General features: G+C 59.5%; 12 protein-coding genes and 1 pseudogene. 6 read left to right on the forward strand and 7 right to left on the reverse strand.

The features are described 5' to 3' along the window. Positions 1-67: 67 nt before the first annotated feature. Positions 68-775: an SDR family NAD(P)-dependent oxidoreductase gene (locus tag MUN86_RS26300; RefSeq protein ID WP_245126768.1), complete on the reverse strand. Its 708-nt coding sequence runs from the start codon at positions 773-775 to the stop codon at positions 68-70. A gap of 513 nt (positions 776-1,288) precedes the next feature. Between MUN86_RS26300 and MUN86_RS26305 the strand changes: the two genes are divergently transcribed. Beyond that, on the forward strand, positions 1,289-3,814 hold the full coding sequence (locus MUN86_RS26305; protein WP_245126769.1) for a sigma 54-interacting transcriptional regulator: 2,526 nt from the start codon (positions 1,289-1,291) through the stop codon (positions 3,812-3,814). 918 nt (positions 3,815-4,732) lie between these two features. On the opposite strand, the gene MUN86_RS26310 is transcribed toward MUN86_RS26305, so the two are convergent. Genes MUN86_RS26310 through MUN86_RS26320 form a run of 3 tightly spaced genes read right to left on the reverse strand, consistent with a single transcriptional unit; the run spans position 4,733 to position 5,726 of the window. Beyond that, positions 4,733-4,945 carry a hypothetical protein gene (locus tag MUN86_RS26310; RefSeq protein WP_245126770.1) on the reverse strand — a complete coding sequence of 71 codons (213 nt, stop codon included), beginning with the start codon at positions 4,943-4,945 and terminating at the stop codon, positions 4,733-4,735. Further along, the gene (locus tag MUN86_RS26315; protein WP_245126771.1) at positions 4,921-5,577 is read right to left on the reverse strand and encodes a hypothetical protein; all 657 of its coding nucleotides are present in this window, start codon (positions 5,575-5,577) and stop codon (positions 4,921-4,923) included. The genes MUN86_RS26310 and MUN86_RS26315 overlap by 25 nt, the downstream gene beginning before the upstream one ends. Further along, complete coding sequence (locus MUN86_RS26320) at positions 5,574-5,726, reverse strand: helix-turn-helix domain-containing protein (protein ID WP_245126772.1); 153 nt, start codon at positions 5,724-5,726, stop codon at positions 5,574-5,576. The genes MUN86_RS26315 and MUN86_RS26320 overlap by 4 nt, the downstream gene beginning before the upstream one ends. Positions 5,727-6,166: 440 nt before the next feature. Between MUN86_RS26320 and MUN86_RS26325 the strand changes: the two genes are divergently transcribed. The 5 genes and pseudogenes from MUN86_RS26325 (at position 6,167) to MUN86_RS26345 (ending at position 11,417) form a co-directional block, all read left to right on the forward strand. After that, the gene (locus MUN86_RS26325) at positions 6,167-8,572 is read left to right on the forward strand and encodes a TonB-dependent receptor (protein WP_245126773.1); all 2,406 of its coding nucleotides are present in this window, start codon (positions 6,167-6,169) and stop codon (positions 8,570-8,572) included. A gap of 149 nt (positions 8,573-8,721) precedes the next feature. Then, positions 8,722-8,934 carry a hypothetical protein gene (locus MUN86_RS32525; RefSeq protein WP_375379517.1) on the forward strand — a complete coding sequence of 71 codons (213 nt, stop codon included), beginning with the start codon at positions 8,722-8,724 and terminating at the stop codon, positions 8,932-8,934. A 62-nt stretch (positions 8,935-8,996) separates the two neighbouring features. Continuing rightward, positions 8,997-10,655: an FAD-binding dehydrogenase gene (locus MUN86_RS26335; protein WP_245126774.1), complete on the forward strand. Its 1,659-nt coding sequence runs from the start codon at positions 8,997-8,999 to the stop codon at positions 10,653-10,655. A gap of 36 nt (positions 10,656-10,691) precedes the next feature. Next, a pseudogene (locus tag MUN86_RS26340) lies at positions 10,692-10,778 on the forward strand (BBE domain-containing protein); the annotation flags it as partial. 141 nt (positions 10,779-10,919) lie between these two features. Continuing rightward, positions 10,920-11,417, forward strand: coding sequence for a hypothetical protein (locus MUN86_RS26345; protein WP_245126775.1), 498 nt, complete (start codon positions 10,920-10,922; stop codon positions 11,415-11,417). 218 nt (positions 11,418-11,635) lie between these two features. Here the strand turns inward: MUN86_RS26345 and MUN86_RS26350 are convergent, their stop codons facing one another. The 3 genes from MUN86_RS26350 to MUN86_RS26360 all read right to left on the reverse strand — a co-directional run bounded on the left by MUN86_RS26350 (position 11,636) and on the right by MUN86_RS26360 (position 16,098). Continuing rightward, positions 11,636-12,250 (reverse strand): hypothetical protein, encoded by a 615-nt coding sequence (locus MUN86_RS26350; protein WP_245126776.1) that lies wholly within the window; start codon positions 12,248-12,250, stop codon positions 11,636-11,638. Between the two features lie 813 nt (positions 12,251-13,063). Beyond that, the gene (locus MUN86_RS26355) at positions 13,064-14,335 is read right to left on the reverse strand and encodes a T9SS type A sorting domain-containing protein (RefSeq protein ID WP_245126777.1); all 1,272 of its coding nucleotides are present in this window, start codon (positions 14,333-14,335) and stop codon (positions 13,064-13,066) included. After that, the gene (locus MUN86_RS26360) at positions 14,302-16,098 is read right to left on the reverse strand and encodes an SBBP repeat-containing protein (protein ID WP_245126778.1); all 1,797 of its coding nucleotides are present in this window, start codon (positions 16,096-16,098) and stop codon (positions 14,302-14,304) included. The genes MUN86_RS26355 and MUN86_RS26360 overlap by 34 nt, the downstream gene beginning before the upstream one ends. Positions 16,099-16,669 lie beyond the last annotated feature (571 nt).

Here is a 16,669-nt window from a genome sequence, read left to right on the forward strand (position 1 = left end):
CATCCTGCCTAGTTTTATGTCTGCACCGCCACAGTCGCCTTGCGCCGGCTGCAAGCATGGCCAGCGCTTACCGCCCGGCGCTCTGGCCGCCGTCGACGTGCAGGACTTCTCCCGTGATGAATTCTGCCGTTTCCAGAAAGACGATGGCGCTGGCAACTTCACTGGCTTCGCCTATGCGCCGCAAGGGATGGAAGCTGCGCAGCATGTCGTGATACTCCTCGGGATGCATGGGCGTCTTGATGACCCCGGGCGCCACGGCGTTCAAGCGGATGCCGTGTTCGGCATATTCAATCGCCAGCACTCGGGTGGCCGCGTTCAGGCCGCCCTTGGTCAATGCCGCCAAGGCCGTGTGCGAGCCGCTGACGCCGTTATCAATGCTGCCGGTGACCGTCACCACGTGGCCACTCCCCTGCTTTACCATTTCAGCTAGGGCCAGTTGGGTGATGTGGTAAAAGCCCGCCATGTTCACGTTCATGACGGCGTTGTAGTCTTCGAGCGTATTTTCGGTGAACGGCTTGCCGATAAAAATGCCGGCGTTGTTGACCAGCGTGTCGACCCGGCCGAAGCGAGTAATTGCTTCGGACATGACGCGTTGTGCGGTGGCCGGGTCACCAATGTTGCCCGCGATGGTCACGACGTTGGGATCGTCGGAGGGCTTGATGGTGCGCGAGGTTGCGACGACGCGGTAGTCGAGTTTGCGAAAGGCCTTGACGATTTCGGCACCTATGCCTTGTGACGCGCCAGTAACGATGACGACCTTTTGTGATGCACTCATTGTAAGTTGAAGAAGTTGTTAGTGAAGGTGATCTGATGTCTGGTATTCACTGGAAGCGTTGAAAAGAGGCAGAATCAATAGAATGAGTGATTATCAACTCCAGGATTTCCAGTCTCTGGCAAAGGCTCACCCTAGTAAGGTGATCGTACAGGAGCTGCGAGACCTGCTAGGGCGCTCCCGCGCCGGTAGATGCTACTAGGAAGGAGCTTGTGGTGTAGGAAGCCCTTGGGTGATAATGCCAGGTTAAGTGGAATACAAAAGCAGTTGCTTGCCTTAAAGGCCAACTGAATGCCAAGTCCAGTAGCAGCGCTTAAATCAATTTATTGCAGTGCGATAAAGCATTGTTTTCCAGGTAGTTGATCTTGAATTGTATGGGGCTCACCTTCGGTGAATGCCGCCCAACATAGTGGAGAATCCATTATATTGGAGGCTGTTTTTGGATGGTAGACGCAACACTGTTCGGGTAGTGCCTAGCTACTCACGCCACTTTCTGCTTTCCTTACCTGCACCTGCATGAATCCTATTTTACCCGCATCTGCGGCAGTAGCCACCGTCCTTATTGTTGAAGGAGAGTTGTTGGTCGGCAACGACTTCCGTCTCGCTTTGCTTAAGGCGGGATATGAAGTGCTGGACCTGGCCGAGTCGGGGGCCGAAGCGCGGGCGCTGATAGCGCAAGTGGCCCCTACTATTGTGGTGCTCGATGTTGTGTTAAAGGGCGAGGAGACTGGTATTGAGTTGGGCCATTGGCTGAGCGAGCAGCACATCCCGTTCGTCTACTTCTCAGCTAACCGGCCCGAGAGCGTAATGGAGGCCGCCAAGGTGACGGGAGCGTTTGGCTTCCTCCACAAGCCCTTCTGCGAGACGGAGCTGTTGACCACCCTCGAAATAGCCCGTTACCGCCACGGGCAGGATGAGGAGGCCCGGCTGCGGCAGCTGCAAATGGCCGTTAATAGCGCCCTGGTCACGCTGCTCGACCGCGACCAACTGTGCCTAGCCATGGCGACCGAGCTCAATAAAGTGGTACCATTTAGAATGCTGAGTTTGCGGCTGGCGCTGCTGGATGAACTGGTGTTCTCCTGGGTGACCATGCAAAAGAATGCCGCGGGTGACTTCGAACCGGTGGCCGTGCCGATGTCAACCCGCCGCGAGGCGATCGAACGATTCCAACAGATTATGGAGCAAGACTCCATAACAGGGATTCCAATTGAGCAGGGCCTATTCACGGGTGAAGCCTTAGATCAGCTTTGCGAGCATTCCCCTCCGGCGCGTAGCAGCCGCGATAATTTCGGCATGCAGTCGTTGGTCCTGTTCCCGGTTAAGCTGAAGCAGCGGCGCTCGTACGCCACCATCGAATTAGCTTGTAGGGAGCCGAATGGGTTTACGTCGAAGGATTACAAAGCCGTCGAGCTAATTATTCCGCAGATTGCCTTGGCCCTGGACAACCTGCTGGCCAGCGAGGAAATCGAGGCCCGGCGCCGCATTAAATCAACTGAACTGGCGATAGTCAGTGCTTTCTGCAATGGGCGCGACCTGCACGAGATTGCGCCCGCGGTGGCGGCCGCTATCCACCCGCTGCTGCCGCTCGATTATCTCACGCTCTACCAAGTGGGCGAGGTATTGGGCATGACAGAGGATGACCCTGGGGTGTACCGCCAGGGTAGTGCCTTTTTGCCTCTGCGAGCGGCGGATGTAGTGGACTTATCCGACGAGCAGACCCGCCAGCAATGGCAACAGGCCCTCGCGGCGTTGAAGCTTCGCATGCAGTTGCCCACTCTCAACGTGGGCGAGGCGGGCCGCACGGCGCGCGCCAGTAACCTCGTGCCCCAGCGCTACAGCGAGCATCTAGGAGGCTTACAATCGTCGATGTATGTGCCGATTCATATTCAGGGCCAGCCGCGGGCGGCGCTGGTGGTGTCCAGCAAAATAGCCTACGCCTACACCGAGAAAGATTTGCGCTTACTGCAGGATTTGAGCCGCACGCTAGGCTTGGCGCTGGAAAATCTGCTGGCCTACGAGCGCATCAAAAGCTTGAGCGAGCGGCTGGAGCAGGAAAAAAGCTATCTCGTCGAGGAACTCAAAAACAGCTATAATTTCGAGGAAATCGTCGGCACCAGTTCGGTCATGCAGGCGCTGTTCCGAAACATTGCGCTGGTAGCCCCCACCGACTTCACGGTGCTGATAACCGGTGAGACCGGCACCGGCAAGGAGCTTATTGCCCGCGCCGTACACAACATGTCGAAGCGTGCGAGTCGCACAATGATCAAGATAAACTGTGCTGTTCTGCCGCCGCAGCTTATTGAGAGCGAGCTGTTTGGTCACGAGAAAGGCAGCTTCACGGGGGCCACGGACCAGCGTCTAGGCAAGTTTGAGTTGGCTCACGGCAGCACCATTTTTTTAGATGAAATAGGGGAGCTACCACTCGAGCTGCAAGCCAAATTGCTACGTGTGCTGCAGGAAAAGGAAATCGAACGCATCGGTGGCAAGCGCACCATCTTGGTCGATGTCCGCATTATCGCGGCCACCAACCGCGATTTACAGCAGGAGGTGGCCGCCGGCCGCTTTCGGGCCGATTTGTACTACCGGCTCAAAGTGTTTCCGCTGGTGGTACTGCCGCTGCGCGAGCGGCCCGAAGACATCATGCCCCTGGCTCTGCACTTCCTGCCGCGTATCAGCAAGAAGCTCGGCAAGCCGCTCACGGGCATCACTGCTGCCTCGGTACAGCAGCTACAGCATTACGCCTGGCCAGGTAATATCCGTGAGTTGGAACATGTGCTGGAGCGGGCAGCAATTCTCTCGTATTCGCCTACTCTAACGCTGGCCGAGACCCTGGAACCAACCACTGTCGGCAGTCGCGTGCCGGCCGCAACCGAGGGGGTGCGGCCCTTGCAGGACTCTATGCGGGCGGCCATTCTGACCGCGCTGGCGCAGGCAGGCAATCGGGTGCGCGGCAGCGGCGGCGCAGCAGAACTTCTGGCTATTAAGCCCACTACGCTAGAGGCGCGAATGAAAAAACTAGGGATTAGCGTGGCGCGGGAATAAACAAGTAGAATAAGCTGTTTGCAGCTCATACCTGATTTCATCACCTAGCAGTGTACTGAGAGCAGCACGTTTGTTAAAGCACTACGCAAAGATTCGTTGGTAGTGTAGGGTTTGGCGTAGGGCCAATAGTGCAGCAAGTAGCAAGGAGATAGGGGCGCAGGTGTGGTAGTCACAGGCCTCCAAAAATTCCTCTATAGGAGTCAATTTTCACTTAGCCTAGGAATACTTTCCTGGCATCGTCCCGGCTCGGCAGTGGCTGCAGGGCGCGTGCGACGGGAGATAGAGACTACGCGTTGTAGAAGGGGTATGGATTCATGGTTGCTGCTCCTCAAGTAAGGCCCCGCCGCTTTCCTAAGTGCGTCGTGCTTTAGGAATGGAACCACCTTTGAGAGGCCAGTAAAAGATAACAGGAAAGGATGTTATCTTTCTTTGCTCTTTCCTCTCAACATAGCCCCAGTATTACCTTCGATAAGGGGTCCTTAACGAGTAGAATCTTCTGTTAAACCATAAAAAGGCTTGTCGGACACGAGTAGAAACGAAATAGTAACGCAGAATAGCTGCCTGAACTAGTCACCGGGTAGGTAACATTCTTGATAGAGACAGCCCCGGCCAATTACTTCAGTTCCAGAAGCAGAACCCGTACATCGGGGTTGGGATTGTCATCGGTGGGCACGTGACGCTGCCTCACGGTTCCAATCTGCTGCAGGTGCTCGGTGAGCTGTTCGACGCCTGAGCCCTCGCGAAAATCGTGACCCTAATAATACCAGGTTGGCTGCCCGCCGTAATCACCTTGCTTCACTCCCATATCAAACGGGCACTCGACAGGCGGGAGCTAGTTGGATAAGTAATATTCGCCGTGCAGGTTCAGGTGAGGGTAGCAGCGCACGGCTGGCGCCGAAAGCGTATACCCCTTTGGTTTTACAGGGTGCTCGCTCGATGGTAGATGTTTTGACGGATGGCGTTGAAAAACTGATTGCGCTCCTTTTCGCCTACACCGCTAACCAGCGTCGACTTTTTCATTAGGTTGTCCAGATTAGCAAACATAAAGTCATTGAAGCCTTCATCCCGAGTACCCAGAAAATGGAGCACGCTGTGGTTGAGGTAGGTTAGGCGGATGTCGTCCAGTTCCACCAGCAAGGTGTTGTCCCCAAGATTAGCTCGTTGACAAACAGGCGGTAGGGTAAGCTCTGGCTGCTGGGCTGCTTCAAGACGCATTTCACGCCCATTTCTGCCTGGTATTCAATAGAATCAAGCAACTCGGTCACTTTTTCGTAAAGCAAACAAGCATCACCGGGCGAGGCGAAAGCGCTGGCTTGGTGGTAGAACTCGATCTGGCGCAACGTGCTATTCACGCTTTCCACGTTCCAGATTTCCGTAGTGGGCATCTGACTGTACAAGGCCACGATGCGTTGGCACAGGGCGTGGCAATTCGCGTACTGCGGGTCGCCGAAGCGAAATCGAACCCCCTTTAGGCTATCGTAGTGCAGAATGGACTTCATCCAGAAGAACATTTTGAATTCTGCCAACTCGGGAATCTGAAAGTGGTAGAAGGGAGGAATGTCTTTGAGCAAATAGTATAAGTGCCGCTTACCGAAGCTGTTCATTAGTTGCAGTTGGCCCAGCATCCGGGTCAGCCAGCTTTCCAGCGTGACCGGAGTATGAGCGATGGGCTTGCCCGTGAACAGCACCGTGTCGCTTTGCAAATTCAGTAGTTGGTCGAGGGAAACCTGATAGTGCGCGGCCAACTGCTGCAGTTCACTCAACACAAGGGGCTTCTCGCCCGAATGCGTCGATAAGCACTATCGGTGCTGATGCCGAGTAGGTCGGCTACTTCCTCTACTAGCGCTTTGTGAGCCGGTACGTGGCTTTTCAGATGCTGAAAAAACAGACTCTGGGTAGTAGCGGGATTCATAACTATAATTCTTTGGTAAAAGCTGCAAACACACTTGCCATCAATAGTACATAATACTACTAAAATTGTATATTCAATATTAAAACTATAAAAAATGCCATTGCCGTTGCCTTCGGCCGTGCAGATCCTGGAAACCGATAACTAGCCGCCGACAGTCGCTATTTATCGCTTAGGGTGTGAGTATTTGTGCTTATACCTTTCGTGTAGTACTCACCTGGCCCCACCTAACTAAGTGATGAGCGCTTGCCTGCCGCGTTGCCCAACAGAACTGCCTTTGAACCACGGAACTGACACAGCCCTCGTCCTGACTCGCCACTCCCGCTAGTGGCGAAGCGGGAGTTAATGGGCACAATAGTGTCGGTCACTTGCCCAGCTAGGGACCGGTGCAACGGCCCCTCGGGCCTGCCGCATGCTTGTGATCCATTTCTCAATTCCAGGTTATGAACTCAAACTCTACCTTTTACGCCCTGGTTTTCACCTTTCTCCTCTTGTCGGTGGGCGCCTGGGCGCAGCAGCAAACCCTGAGCGGCCGGGTGCAGAACGAAGCCGGGCAAGCATTACCCGGGGTCACGGTCTTTTTGAAAGGCACCTACATCGGGGGGAGCACGGATGAAGACGGCCGTTTTGAACTCCGGGACGCCAAGCCCGGTAATGCTCCCTCGGTGCTGGTCGTGTCATTGGTGGGCTACGAAAGCCAGGAGCTACCGCTGGCTTCGTTTAGCGCAGCGGCCCCCATCGTGCTCAAGCCCAGCACCATGCTCGACCAAGTGGTGGTGGCCGCGTCTCGGGTGGAGGAGGCGATTGGGCAGGTGCCGGTGACAGTGGAGAAGCTCGATCAGCGGCAGGTGCAGCAACTCACCTCGCCCGATTTGGTGGCGGGCCTGGGGCGGTTTAAGTCCATCGACATCAGCAGCTCCAGCATGCTCACCACCAGCTTCAGTACTCGCGGCTTCAACTCCTCGCGCGCCGACCGGGTTATTCAACTGGCCGATTACGTAGACACGGCCGCGCCCAGTTTGAGTAGCAACTTCGGCAACCTGCTCGGCATTCCGGTGCTGGACGTGGCCAGCGTGGAAATTGTACACGGCCCGGCCTCGGCGCTCTACGGCGCCAATGCCTTTAACGGGGTGCTGCTCACCAACTCCCGCGACCCATTTCGCGACCCGGGGTTGAGCGTGCGGCTGCGGGCCGGCAACCGCCACCTGCTCGATGGCCAACTGCGCTACGCCGTGAAACTCGGCGAGCGGGTGGCTTTTAAAATAGCGGGCGGCTACATTCAGGCCCACGATTTCACGGCCAACAACCAAGATGCTACATCTCAGCTGATTGAGCCCGCCAACAACCCAGTTGGCTCCAACCTGGGCTACGACGCCGTGAGCCGCTACGGCGACATCGGCAACACGTTCACGGCCACTGGCGGGGCCCTGGCCGGCAAAACAGTATTTCTGCCCGGCTACTCCGAGGCCGACCTGATTGGCGGCGACAACAAAACTTACTCGCTGAAAGTGGCCCCCAGCTTGTCGGTGCTGCTCACCGACCGGGTGAAGGCTACGGTAGGCTACAAATACAACATCACCAGCAGCACCTACCAGGCCGGAGCGCGCTACCGGTTCGAGAACAGCGGCGTGCAGCAAGCCAAAGTGCTATTGGAAGGCCGCAACTGGTTTGTGCGCGCCTTTACCACCCGCGACTTTTCCGGTGGACGCGACCCCCAAACCGACGGTTCCTACAACCTGGGCTTCCTGGGGGCTTTCCTGCAAACCCAGCTGGCCCCGGGCTTCAACGTGCCCATCGGCGGGGGCAACTCCCGTCCCGGCAGCTACGCCGAGCGCTACTTCGGCACCTACGCCTCGGTATACAACCAGGCCTTCGCCGCCAACGGGGGCAATGCCGATGCGGCTGCCCTGACGGCTCGTACTGCCGCCAACACCAACGCGCCGCTGCTGCAACCCGGCACCCCGGAATTCGCGGCCGCCCGCGACCAAATCATCCATGATCCCACACCGGGCGTGGGCGCGCGGCTCATCATCCGCTCGCTGCTCAACGACGGCAGCGCGCAGTATAACTTCAAATCCGACGTGGTGGATGTGGTGGTGGGCGGCTCCTACCGCCAGTATTTGCTGGGCTCGGATGGCAGCTTATTTCAGGACTCGCGGGAGGGCGACCGAATCGAAAACTACGAGTACGGGGCCTACGCCCGGGCCAGCAAGGGCTTGGTGAACGAGCGCCTGCAACTGGCTGCCGCCACCCGCGTCGACCGGTTCAAGAACTTCGGCACGGCCTTCTCGCCCCGCTTTTCGGCGGTGTATTCGGCAGGCCCGGAAAAGCAGCACAACCTGCGCGCCAGCTTTAGCCGCGCGCTGCGGGCGCCTGCGCAAGACAACCAGTACATCCGCCTCGACGTGGGGCGGGCCATCTTGCTAGGCAACGTCGAGAATGGGTATCGGGGCTATACCACTACCCTGGCCACCCAATTGCCCGGGATTCTGGCCCCCACCCGCGCTGCCGACCTGGCCACCTACGAGTACCAAGCCAACCCGCTGAAACTCGAAGAAGTGAACAGCGCCGAAGTGGGCTACCGCGCCCAACTCACCCCGCAGCTGTTCCTGGACGTGGATTACTTCTACAGCGTCTACGACAACTTCATTGCCATCCAGAACTCTATTAGCAACGTGGACGGCACCCGGCCCACCGCCCAGCAGATTGCCGCTGCGGCTCCCAGCCGCTTCCAGAGCCCCGCTAACCCAACCCGGGTAATCCAGATTGCCGCCAACGTCGACCAGCAGGTGCGCACCAATGGCGCCGGCCTAAGCGTAAACTACACCTTCTCCCGAGCCTGGTCCTGAGCGGCAACTACAGCTACAACGAGCTGCTGACCACTACTTTCAAGCCCGGCACGCAGTCGTTTTTCAACACGCCCAAGCACAAGTTCAACCTGGGGGCCAGCGGACAAGCGCTGGCGCGCAAGCTCAGCTACACCCTCAATTACCGCTGGGTGGAGCGCTTCCTCTACGAGTCCACGTTTGCCACCGGCACGCTGCCCCGGGCGCAAGTAGTGGATGCGCAGTTAGGCTACTCGCTACCTAGCCTGCACACCACCTTCCAGGCTGGTGGCACCAACCTGTTTAACTCCACCAATTACCAGGTGTACGGCTCCCCAAGCTACGGCCGGCTCGTGTACGTGGGCTTGCTGTTCGAGGTGAAATAAGCACTGCCTTTTTACCCTGCAACAGCGCGCCGAACAATCGTAAAAACCTATCCAGCAATGCTATGCGCACCGAGGCAGACGTTCTTATTATTGGGGCTGGGTTAGCCGGCTTGGTGGCCGCTACCGAACTGGCGGAGGCTGGCAAACGGGTGTTGCTGCTGGACCAGGAACCCGAGCAAAGTCTTGGTGGGCAAGCTTTCTGGTCGTTAGGCGGGCTGTTTTTGGTTGACACCCCCGAGCAGCGGCGCCTTGGCATTCGGGACTCCTACGAGTTGGCGCTGCAGGATTGGCTGAGCACGGCCGCGTTTGACCGCCCGGAAGATGTCTGGCCTCGCCGCTGGGCCGAAGCGTACGTGGCGTTTGCGGCCGGTGAGAAACGCGCATGGCTGCACCGGATGGGGGTGCGATTCTTCCCCATCGTGGGGTGGGCCGAGCGCGGCGGTTACGGAGCTTTGGGGCCCGGCAACTCGGTACCCCGGTTTCACCTGACCTGGGGCACCGGGCCCGCCGTGATGGCCCCGTTTGCGCAGCGTGTCCGCGCAGCAGCGCAGCGCGGCCTGATCACCTTCAAGTTTCGCCACCGAGTTACCGAACTAACCGCTACCAACGGCGTAGTAGACGGCGTTCAGGGGCAGGTTCTGGAGCCTAGCTCGGTGCCCCGCGGCGCGAAAAGCTCCCGGCGCGCCGTAAGCGACTTCACGCTGCGGGCCCAAGCCGTCATCGTGACGGCCGGGGGCATGGGGGGCAACCACGCGCTGGTGCGCCAGCACTGGCCCGCCCGCCTGGGCCCACCGCCCGAGCGCCTGCTCTCGGGAGTACCCGACCACGTCGACGGGCTGATGCTGGGAATCAGTGAAGCGGCGGGAGGACACCTCATCAACCAGGACCGGATGTGGCACTATCCCGAAGGGCTGGAAAACTGGAATTCCATTTGGCCCCAGCACGGCATTCGCGTTTTGCCGGGCCCGTCTTCGCTGTGGCTGGACGCGTGCGGCAACCGCCTGCCCGGTCCGTTGTACCCGGGTTTCGATTCGCTGGGCACCTTGCAGCACCTGCGGCAGACTGGCTACGACTACAGCTGGTTTGTTTTGACGCAGAAAATTATCCGCCACGAATTTGCCCTTTCCGGCTCCGAGCAAAACCCGGACTGGACCAACAAAAGCTGGCGCCAAAGTGTGGGCCGCGCGTTCGGTAAAGGCGCCCCGGCCCCCGTGGAAGCCTTCAAGCAGCACGGCACCGATTTCGTGGTGCGCAACACCCTGGCCGAATTGGTGCACGGCATGAATGCCTTAACCGCCCAGCCGCTGCTTGACTTTGGAGCGCTAGAGCGGGAAGTACGGGCCCGCGACCAGCAGCTCGACAACCCCATCAGCAAGGACGGCCAGATAACGGCTATTCGCGGCGCCCGCGGCTACATCGGCGACAAGCTGATTCGGACGGCCAAACCCCACAAGCTGCTCGACCCAACCAAGGGACCCCTGATTGCGGTCCGGCTGCACATACTCACTCGCAAAACGCTAGGCGGCCTGGAAACCGACCTTTCCGGCCGGGTGCTGGGCCCGGAGGGGCAGCCCGTGCCGGGCCTGTACGCGGCGGGCGAAGTAACAGGGTTTGGCGGCGGCGGCATGCACGGATACCGGGCCCTGGAAGGCACCTTCCTGGGTGGGTGTCTTTTCTCGGGGCGCGTGGCGGGCCGGGCGGCGGCCCATGAAACGCTGTAATTGACGTCCTGGCAGCATTAAGCGGCGTTCGGGCCAAATTACGAACGGCTCCGGGCCGTCAACAAGAAGTGTGACCCCACCAATTTCTTTCGCTTCAACCAGAATATTCTCCTGGCGGCGTAATCCCAAAGACACTCCACCGAACCGATCACTACGCCTTTCTCTCCCACTTACAGTGCACTAGAGTGTGGGCTACACCAGTTGCAACTGGCAATTAGTCTAGCTATTTCATCATTGTATCTAAAACAACTACCTCTTGCTCCGATGCGCTATCCTCTGCTTCTGGTCGGTGGGCTCTTGAGTGGTCTGCTCGCCTTGCCCCTGCACGCCCAAACCGCGCCCGACGCTACCGCCCGGACTGCCCGCCCGGTGCTGGCCTTGGTCCCAAACCGCGAGGACAGCATCCAGGCGATCCACCACCTCTTTAAGGCGCGCCGCCGAACGGGTACTTGGGTTATGGCCGGTGGGGCGACGGCCCTTACGACGATCGGTATCCTCTATGCGGCAACGTCGGCCTTCTCGTCTGTTGTGGGCGCCGGCTATAGCTTGACCAACCAGCCCGCGCCCGCAGAGGATAATACAGGCTTTGTCGTCGCTGCGGGCATCGTGGGAGCCGTGACGGTGATTCCCGCCGTTAGCCTCAAATCTAGGTTCAGCCGCCAGAAAGAAAAGGCCCTGATCCAGGCCTACGAACAAGGCCAACCGCTACCGGCCGGGCTGCGCAGCGCTTTGCAGGGTAAGTTTTTTCGGCGCACCCGGTAAGCCGGAGCAAGTCCTTGCAAGGCCATTTAGCCTAACGCACTACGGAGAAGCATCACTAGAAATCTGCTGATTCCTGCTCTGTCTTGTCTGATGGGCTGGGCCGTCGCATTAGGAATGGAAAAAATTATCCAGCGCCGGAAGGGAGCCACTACCTGGTGTAGCGACCTTCAACAAAGGCGATTGCACAGATTTTAGCTTGTAACATAGCAGGCTGTACGTTATTGTAACTGGCTCTGCAAACGCGCTAGATCCGGTTGCATTTTCGTTTTGATCTGCTCGAGGCACTGCCGTACCGCCTGCAGGTACACGACCCGGCCCGGTTCGGCATAGTTGGTGGCGCTAAACAGACCCCACACGGCCTTGGCTTCGCCCTCGGCACGGTAGGTGGCCACGAGTCGCCGCTGGCTATCGAGCACATCGAGTTGGGTGGAAACCGTGGTTCTCCACGCCGAGAGGGGCATGCCCACGGCGTTGGGAATGAACAGCGTCAGCCCGGACACCAGCAGCCACGCAGAACCACGGGTCGTGAGGGGCGTGACCTTGAGTTCTAAGAAGCCTTTCTTATCGCCGTACGGCGCCGTGAGGGCTTCCCTCGTCTCGCGCTCAAATAAGGTAGCCACATCGCGGGAACGAGTGGCTACTACACTCCCATCGCCATCGGGCCCGATCACCACCGTGACCTCGTCCAGCTCATCCCGAACGTGGTTCTCCAGGGCCGGCAGCTTCGGGCTAAGGGTGACCGCGGTAGGGTTTAACAGACCAGGGTCGAATGACTTACAGCTAACGCAAAAGAGCAAGGCGATTAGGCGGCTAGCGCGGCGCAAGTGCGGCATGGAAGGGATGTAGAGGGGAGAGTTAGGGAATAGGAACCGAGAGGAGGGCACGTCGGCGTCGGCCTTCCCGTCGGTCGTGAAGGAGGCAAAAAGTCGGAATTTCTCCTACTGACACTGGCAAGCGCCTACTGCGAGAAGCAGACAGCACAAGGAGCAGGTCAAGGGGCGAAAGGTTGTAGCAGGGCGGCTTTGAGGGTGCTACACAACCGGCGAAAATGCGATAAATGCTTGGCTTCTAGTATTTTGTTCGCTTTCGCAAGAGAAAAACAGCAGCTTTTAGGTCGAAAATCCCTGGAGATACTCCCTTTTTTGTCCGGATAGCGACTGGGGATACTCCCTTTTTGCTCCGGTTGGCGAAGGAGATACTCCTTTTTTCATTCGGTTACCGCGCCCAAAAGCTCCGGAGCCGCAAGAGGCCAGACAAAAACGCGGTTTGCAGCGAATTGACCGGATCACCACCGGAGCCAACAGCGTGCCTCCGGCCAGACGGAGCAGTAGGTGTAGCGGGCGATGGTGGGCGGATAATCAGGACGGGTTGACGCGCCCCTCTTTCGAGCCCCGCCTCCTGTAAGAGGGTAAAAGGCCGCACTGCTTCAGTGATCGACATTTTTCTACGCCTGATAAGGGGCCCTTATCATGACTATACACAGTTGCTATAGGCACCTTACTAGGGACGTTTAGAAAAGAGCCAAGCTGTTTACCCTGCCGCCTGCTGGTCCACTACCTAACTACCTCCTGTCATAAGAGACCCGAAAAAAAGCGTCTTCCACCATGGTGGAAGACGCTTTTTGTAGATTTAAGACCGGTCAGAGCTTAATGGGTCACGACGAGGCGCACTGATTCGCGCTGGCCGCTAACGAGCAGCGAACAGGTGTACAAACCCGCTGGTAACTGTTCGCTACGCAACGACAACTCGTAGGAATGCCCTTGCCGCACGGGCCCGTCGTACAAGGTGGCTACCTGCTGGCCCAGTTGATTGTAGACAAGCACCTGCGCGGGCCCATCGAGCACGGGCCGGAAGCGAATGGTGGTGGGGCCCGTTGCGGGGTTTGGATACACGGCCAACTGCTGCCCGCTTGCTGGCGAAGCAGACGCTGTTGGCTGGGTTGTTGCACTCAAGACCTTCGCCGTCGCTTGGGAGGCTTGCGTGTACGCAACGGTCGCAAATTGCTGGCTGGAACCAAGGCCGCTTTCCGAGCGTCCCGTTACCAGCACTTGGCCGAGGGCATCCACGGCGAGGGCCGTGACCTGGTCATAGCCGTTGGCCGGGCCTTTATAGCGCGCGACCCACTGTTGCTCTCCACTGCTGCCCGCGTACTTGAGCGTCGCATAATCCGTGTTGAACAGTGCGTTAGGACTGGCACTGGGACCGCCGATGGAAGAACCGCTCACGTACACGTCACCAGCGGCATCAAGCACCACCTCCGTGGCCTGGTCATTGCCGCTAGTCGGCCCATCATAGCGCACGAGCCAACGCTGTTGGCCACTGGCGCCGGCATATTTGAGCGTCGCGTAATCGGTCTGGCCATCGCTGTTGCTGAACACGCCCGTGACCACCACGTCGCCGGCAGCATCCGTGGCGATGCCCGTGGCCCCGTGCTGCTGGGTGCGGGGACCATACCCCTCGAAGCGGGTGGCCCACAGTTGCTCGCCACTGGTGCCATTATATTTGACGGTGGCAAACGCACTGGCGCCCGTGCTATTGGCCGAAACGCCGGTCACGGCTACATTGCCGAACGCATCCACGGCCAGGTCGCGCGCTTGGTCTTGACTGTCGCGGGCCCCCGTGCCCCGGTAGCGGGCCACCCAGAGTTGCTGGCCACCGGCCGCGTACTTGAGCGTCACGTAGTCGTAGTTGATCACGAACGAGTCATCGCTGTCCCCGTAGCCGGTCACATACACATTGCCGGCCGCATCCAGGGCGACGGCTGCCGGCAGATCTTCCTCGTCGCCGACCAAGAAGTAGCGGGCCACCCAGAGTTGCTGGCCACTGGCCGCGTACTTGAGCGTCACAAAGTCACTGCCACTGTTGAAGCCGGCCGAGTTGCCCGTCACGACCACGTTACCGGTCGCGTCCACCGCCACATCGGCGACGCCATCCCCCCATTACCGGGCCCATTGTACGTTCTGGCCCACTGCTGCCGGCCCGTCGCCCCCTCGTATTTGAGAATCAGACAGTCCGACAAAGGGGAGCTGTAGATCGTACCCGCGACGGCCACGTTGCCCGCCGCATCCACGGCGATATGCGGCAGCCGACCGGTGACGACCTCGGCGGGGTAGCGCGCTTGCCAGTCGAGTTGCCCATTGGCGGCGTACTTGACCGTCAGCACCTCCCAGCGGGCGGTGCTGCCCCCGTAGACCATGCCGGTGACGAACACGTTGCCGGCCGCATCCACGGCCATGTCGGACGCCTCGCTGCGAACATTGGTGATTTCGGGGCCCTCGGCGCGCCAACGCGTTTGCCCGCTGGCGGCGTAGGTAAGGGTGGCATAGTTGGAATTGGTCGTGCTGCGCGTGGCCGTGCCGGTGACGGCCACGGTGCCGGCGGCATTCACGGCGATGCCCGTCGCTTGCTGATCGCCGCTGCCTACCCCCTGCGCGCGAGCGGCCCACAGTTGCTGCCCGCTGCTGGCCGCATACTTGACCGTCGCGTACTCACTCAGGCCGAGGCCGGTGAAGGAACGGCCGGTGACCAGCACATCGCCGTTCGCATCCACGGCCACGTCCTTGGCCTCGTCATAGCCCCCGTCGGGCCCGTTGTAGCGCGCCTCCCAGACGGGCTGCCCGTCCGCGGCGGCATACTTGAAGGTGGTGTAGTCCCAGTTGCCGCCACTCGTCTCGGCGTAGCCCGTTACCAGTACGTTCCCCGTCCCGTCCAGGGCTACCCCGGTCGCTTCGTCGTAGCCGTTGCCAGCGCCGTTGTGGACGGCCGACCACTGCGGCTGCCCCGCTCCCGAATAAGACGCCGTGGCGTAGTCGTAGCTGCTGCCATTGAAGCTGAGCCCCGTCACGGCGACGCGCCCCGTGGCATCGACGGCCAACTCCCGCACCAGGTCGTAGTTGTTGCCGGGCCCGTTGTAGAAGGCTTGCCATTGTAGTTGCCCACTGCTGGCGTCGTACTTGAGGGTGGCATAGTCGCTCTGGCTGCTGCTGTAGCTCGTGCCGGTCACGTACACGTTACCCGCGCCATCTAAAGCCAAGGTGGTGGGCAGGTCGTCACTACTGGCCGGTCCGTTATAGCGCGCCTCCCACAACTGCTGGCCCGTGGTTGTGTACTTGACCGTCAGATAGTCGTAACTGCTGCCCAAGCCGTTGTAGGAAGCCCCGGTGACGGCGACGTTGCCGGCCGCATCCACGGCCAGACTGGCCGCTAAGTCCTCGTTGTTGGCCGGACCACTGTAGCGAGCCACCCACCGTTGCTGGCCATCCGGCGAATACTTGACCGTCGCGTAATCGTAGCGGGTGCCAGTGCCGACCGACGAGCCGGTTACGTACACGTTGCCCGCACCATCCACGGCCAGGCTGGTGGGCACATCGTCGCTGTTGGCCGGCCCGTTGTAGCGCACCTCCCAGAGTTGAAAGCCATTGGCATTGTACTTGACGGTGACATAGTCATAGCCGCTACTACTGCCGAGCGAGAAGCCCGTGACGTACACGCTACCATTCGCATCAATGGCGACGTCAGCAGCGCCGTCGTAGCTGTCGCCTGTCCCGGCGTAGCGGGCCGCCCACGCCTCGCTGACCGAAGCGCTGGTACGGGCCGTAGTCCCCAGGGCCGCACTCGGGGTGGCCGCCGGTTCGTGTAAGCGTTTCGGGGCGGCGGTTGGCGGTGCTAAGCGCTTGGCCAACGACAGCGGGTCCGTTGTGGGGGGCCGCCCGGCAGCGCTTGCTGGAGGGGACGTGCTCCGGCGGGGAGGGCCAGGGTGGCCGGGAAAGGCGAGCGGGTCAGCGGCAGTTGAGCCGGGCCGACCTGCGCCTGGGTGCTGGACACACCTAGGAGCCAGCTTGCGGCCCAGGGCAGCAATCGGGTAACAGTTTGTTTCATAGGATGAAATAGAAAAAGGATAAACTGCCGGTGGGGCGACAGAGAACAATGCGCAACCAGCCTGTGAATTGCTCTGGTCCAGGGCCGGAACGAGTCGGATTGCCGGTGTAAGGTCCGGTGAACCGAGCAATAAAAACAAGGATTAATTATATGATAACGTCAGAGTAGAGCACTTCAGTGACTAACCCCTTAAGCCTCAGATCTTAAGGATGTTGGAACGGGCGCTTAAATGTATTATCCAAATAGCTCAGAGGCCCTTGCAGGATAGTCCGTTGCCCCGAAAGAGTAGCGCTTGGGAAGGCTTTGCTCGATTAGTGCTTGCAAGCAGCACACAGGAAGGGGCGCAAAGCATTGCTCTATCGTTGTGATAAGGG

This window comes from Hymenobacter volaticus (assembly GCF_022921055.1).
Classification (GTDB): domain Bacteria; phylum Bacteroidota; class Bacteroidia; order Cytophagales; family Hymenobacteraceae; genus Hymenobacter; species Hymenobacter volaticus.

Bases quoted from the DNA above. Each gene is read 5' to 3' on its own strand.
- MUN86_RS26350 (WP_245126776.1), bottom strand. From the start codon at position 12,250: ATGCCGCACTTGCGCCGCGCTAGCCGCCTAATCGCCTTGCTCTTTTGC.
- MUN86_RS26305 (WP_245126769.1), top strand. From the start codon at position 1,289: ATGAATCCTATTTTACCCGCATCTGCGGCAGTAGCCACCGTCCTTATT.
- MUN86_RS26345 (WP_245126775.1), top strand. From the start codon at position 10,920: ATGCGCTATCCTCTGCTTCTGGTCGGTGGGCTCTTGAGTGGTCTGCTC.
- MUN86_RS26335 (WP_245126774.1), top strand. From the start codon at position 8,997: ATGCGCACCGAGGCAGACGTTCTTATTATTGGGGCTGGGTTAGCCGGC.
- MUN86_RS26300 (WP_245126768.1), bottom strand. From the start codon at position 775: ATGAGTGCATCACAAAAGGTCGTCATCGTTACTGGCGCGTCACAAGGC.
- MUN86_RS26325 (WP_245126773.1), top strand. From the start codon at position 6,167: ATGAACTCAAACTCTACCTTTTACGCCCTGGTTTTCACCTTTCTCCTC.
- MUN86_RS26320 (WP_245126772.1), bottom strand. From the start codon at position 5,726: ATGAATCCCGCTACTACCCAGAGTCTGTTTTTTCAGCATCTGAAAAGC.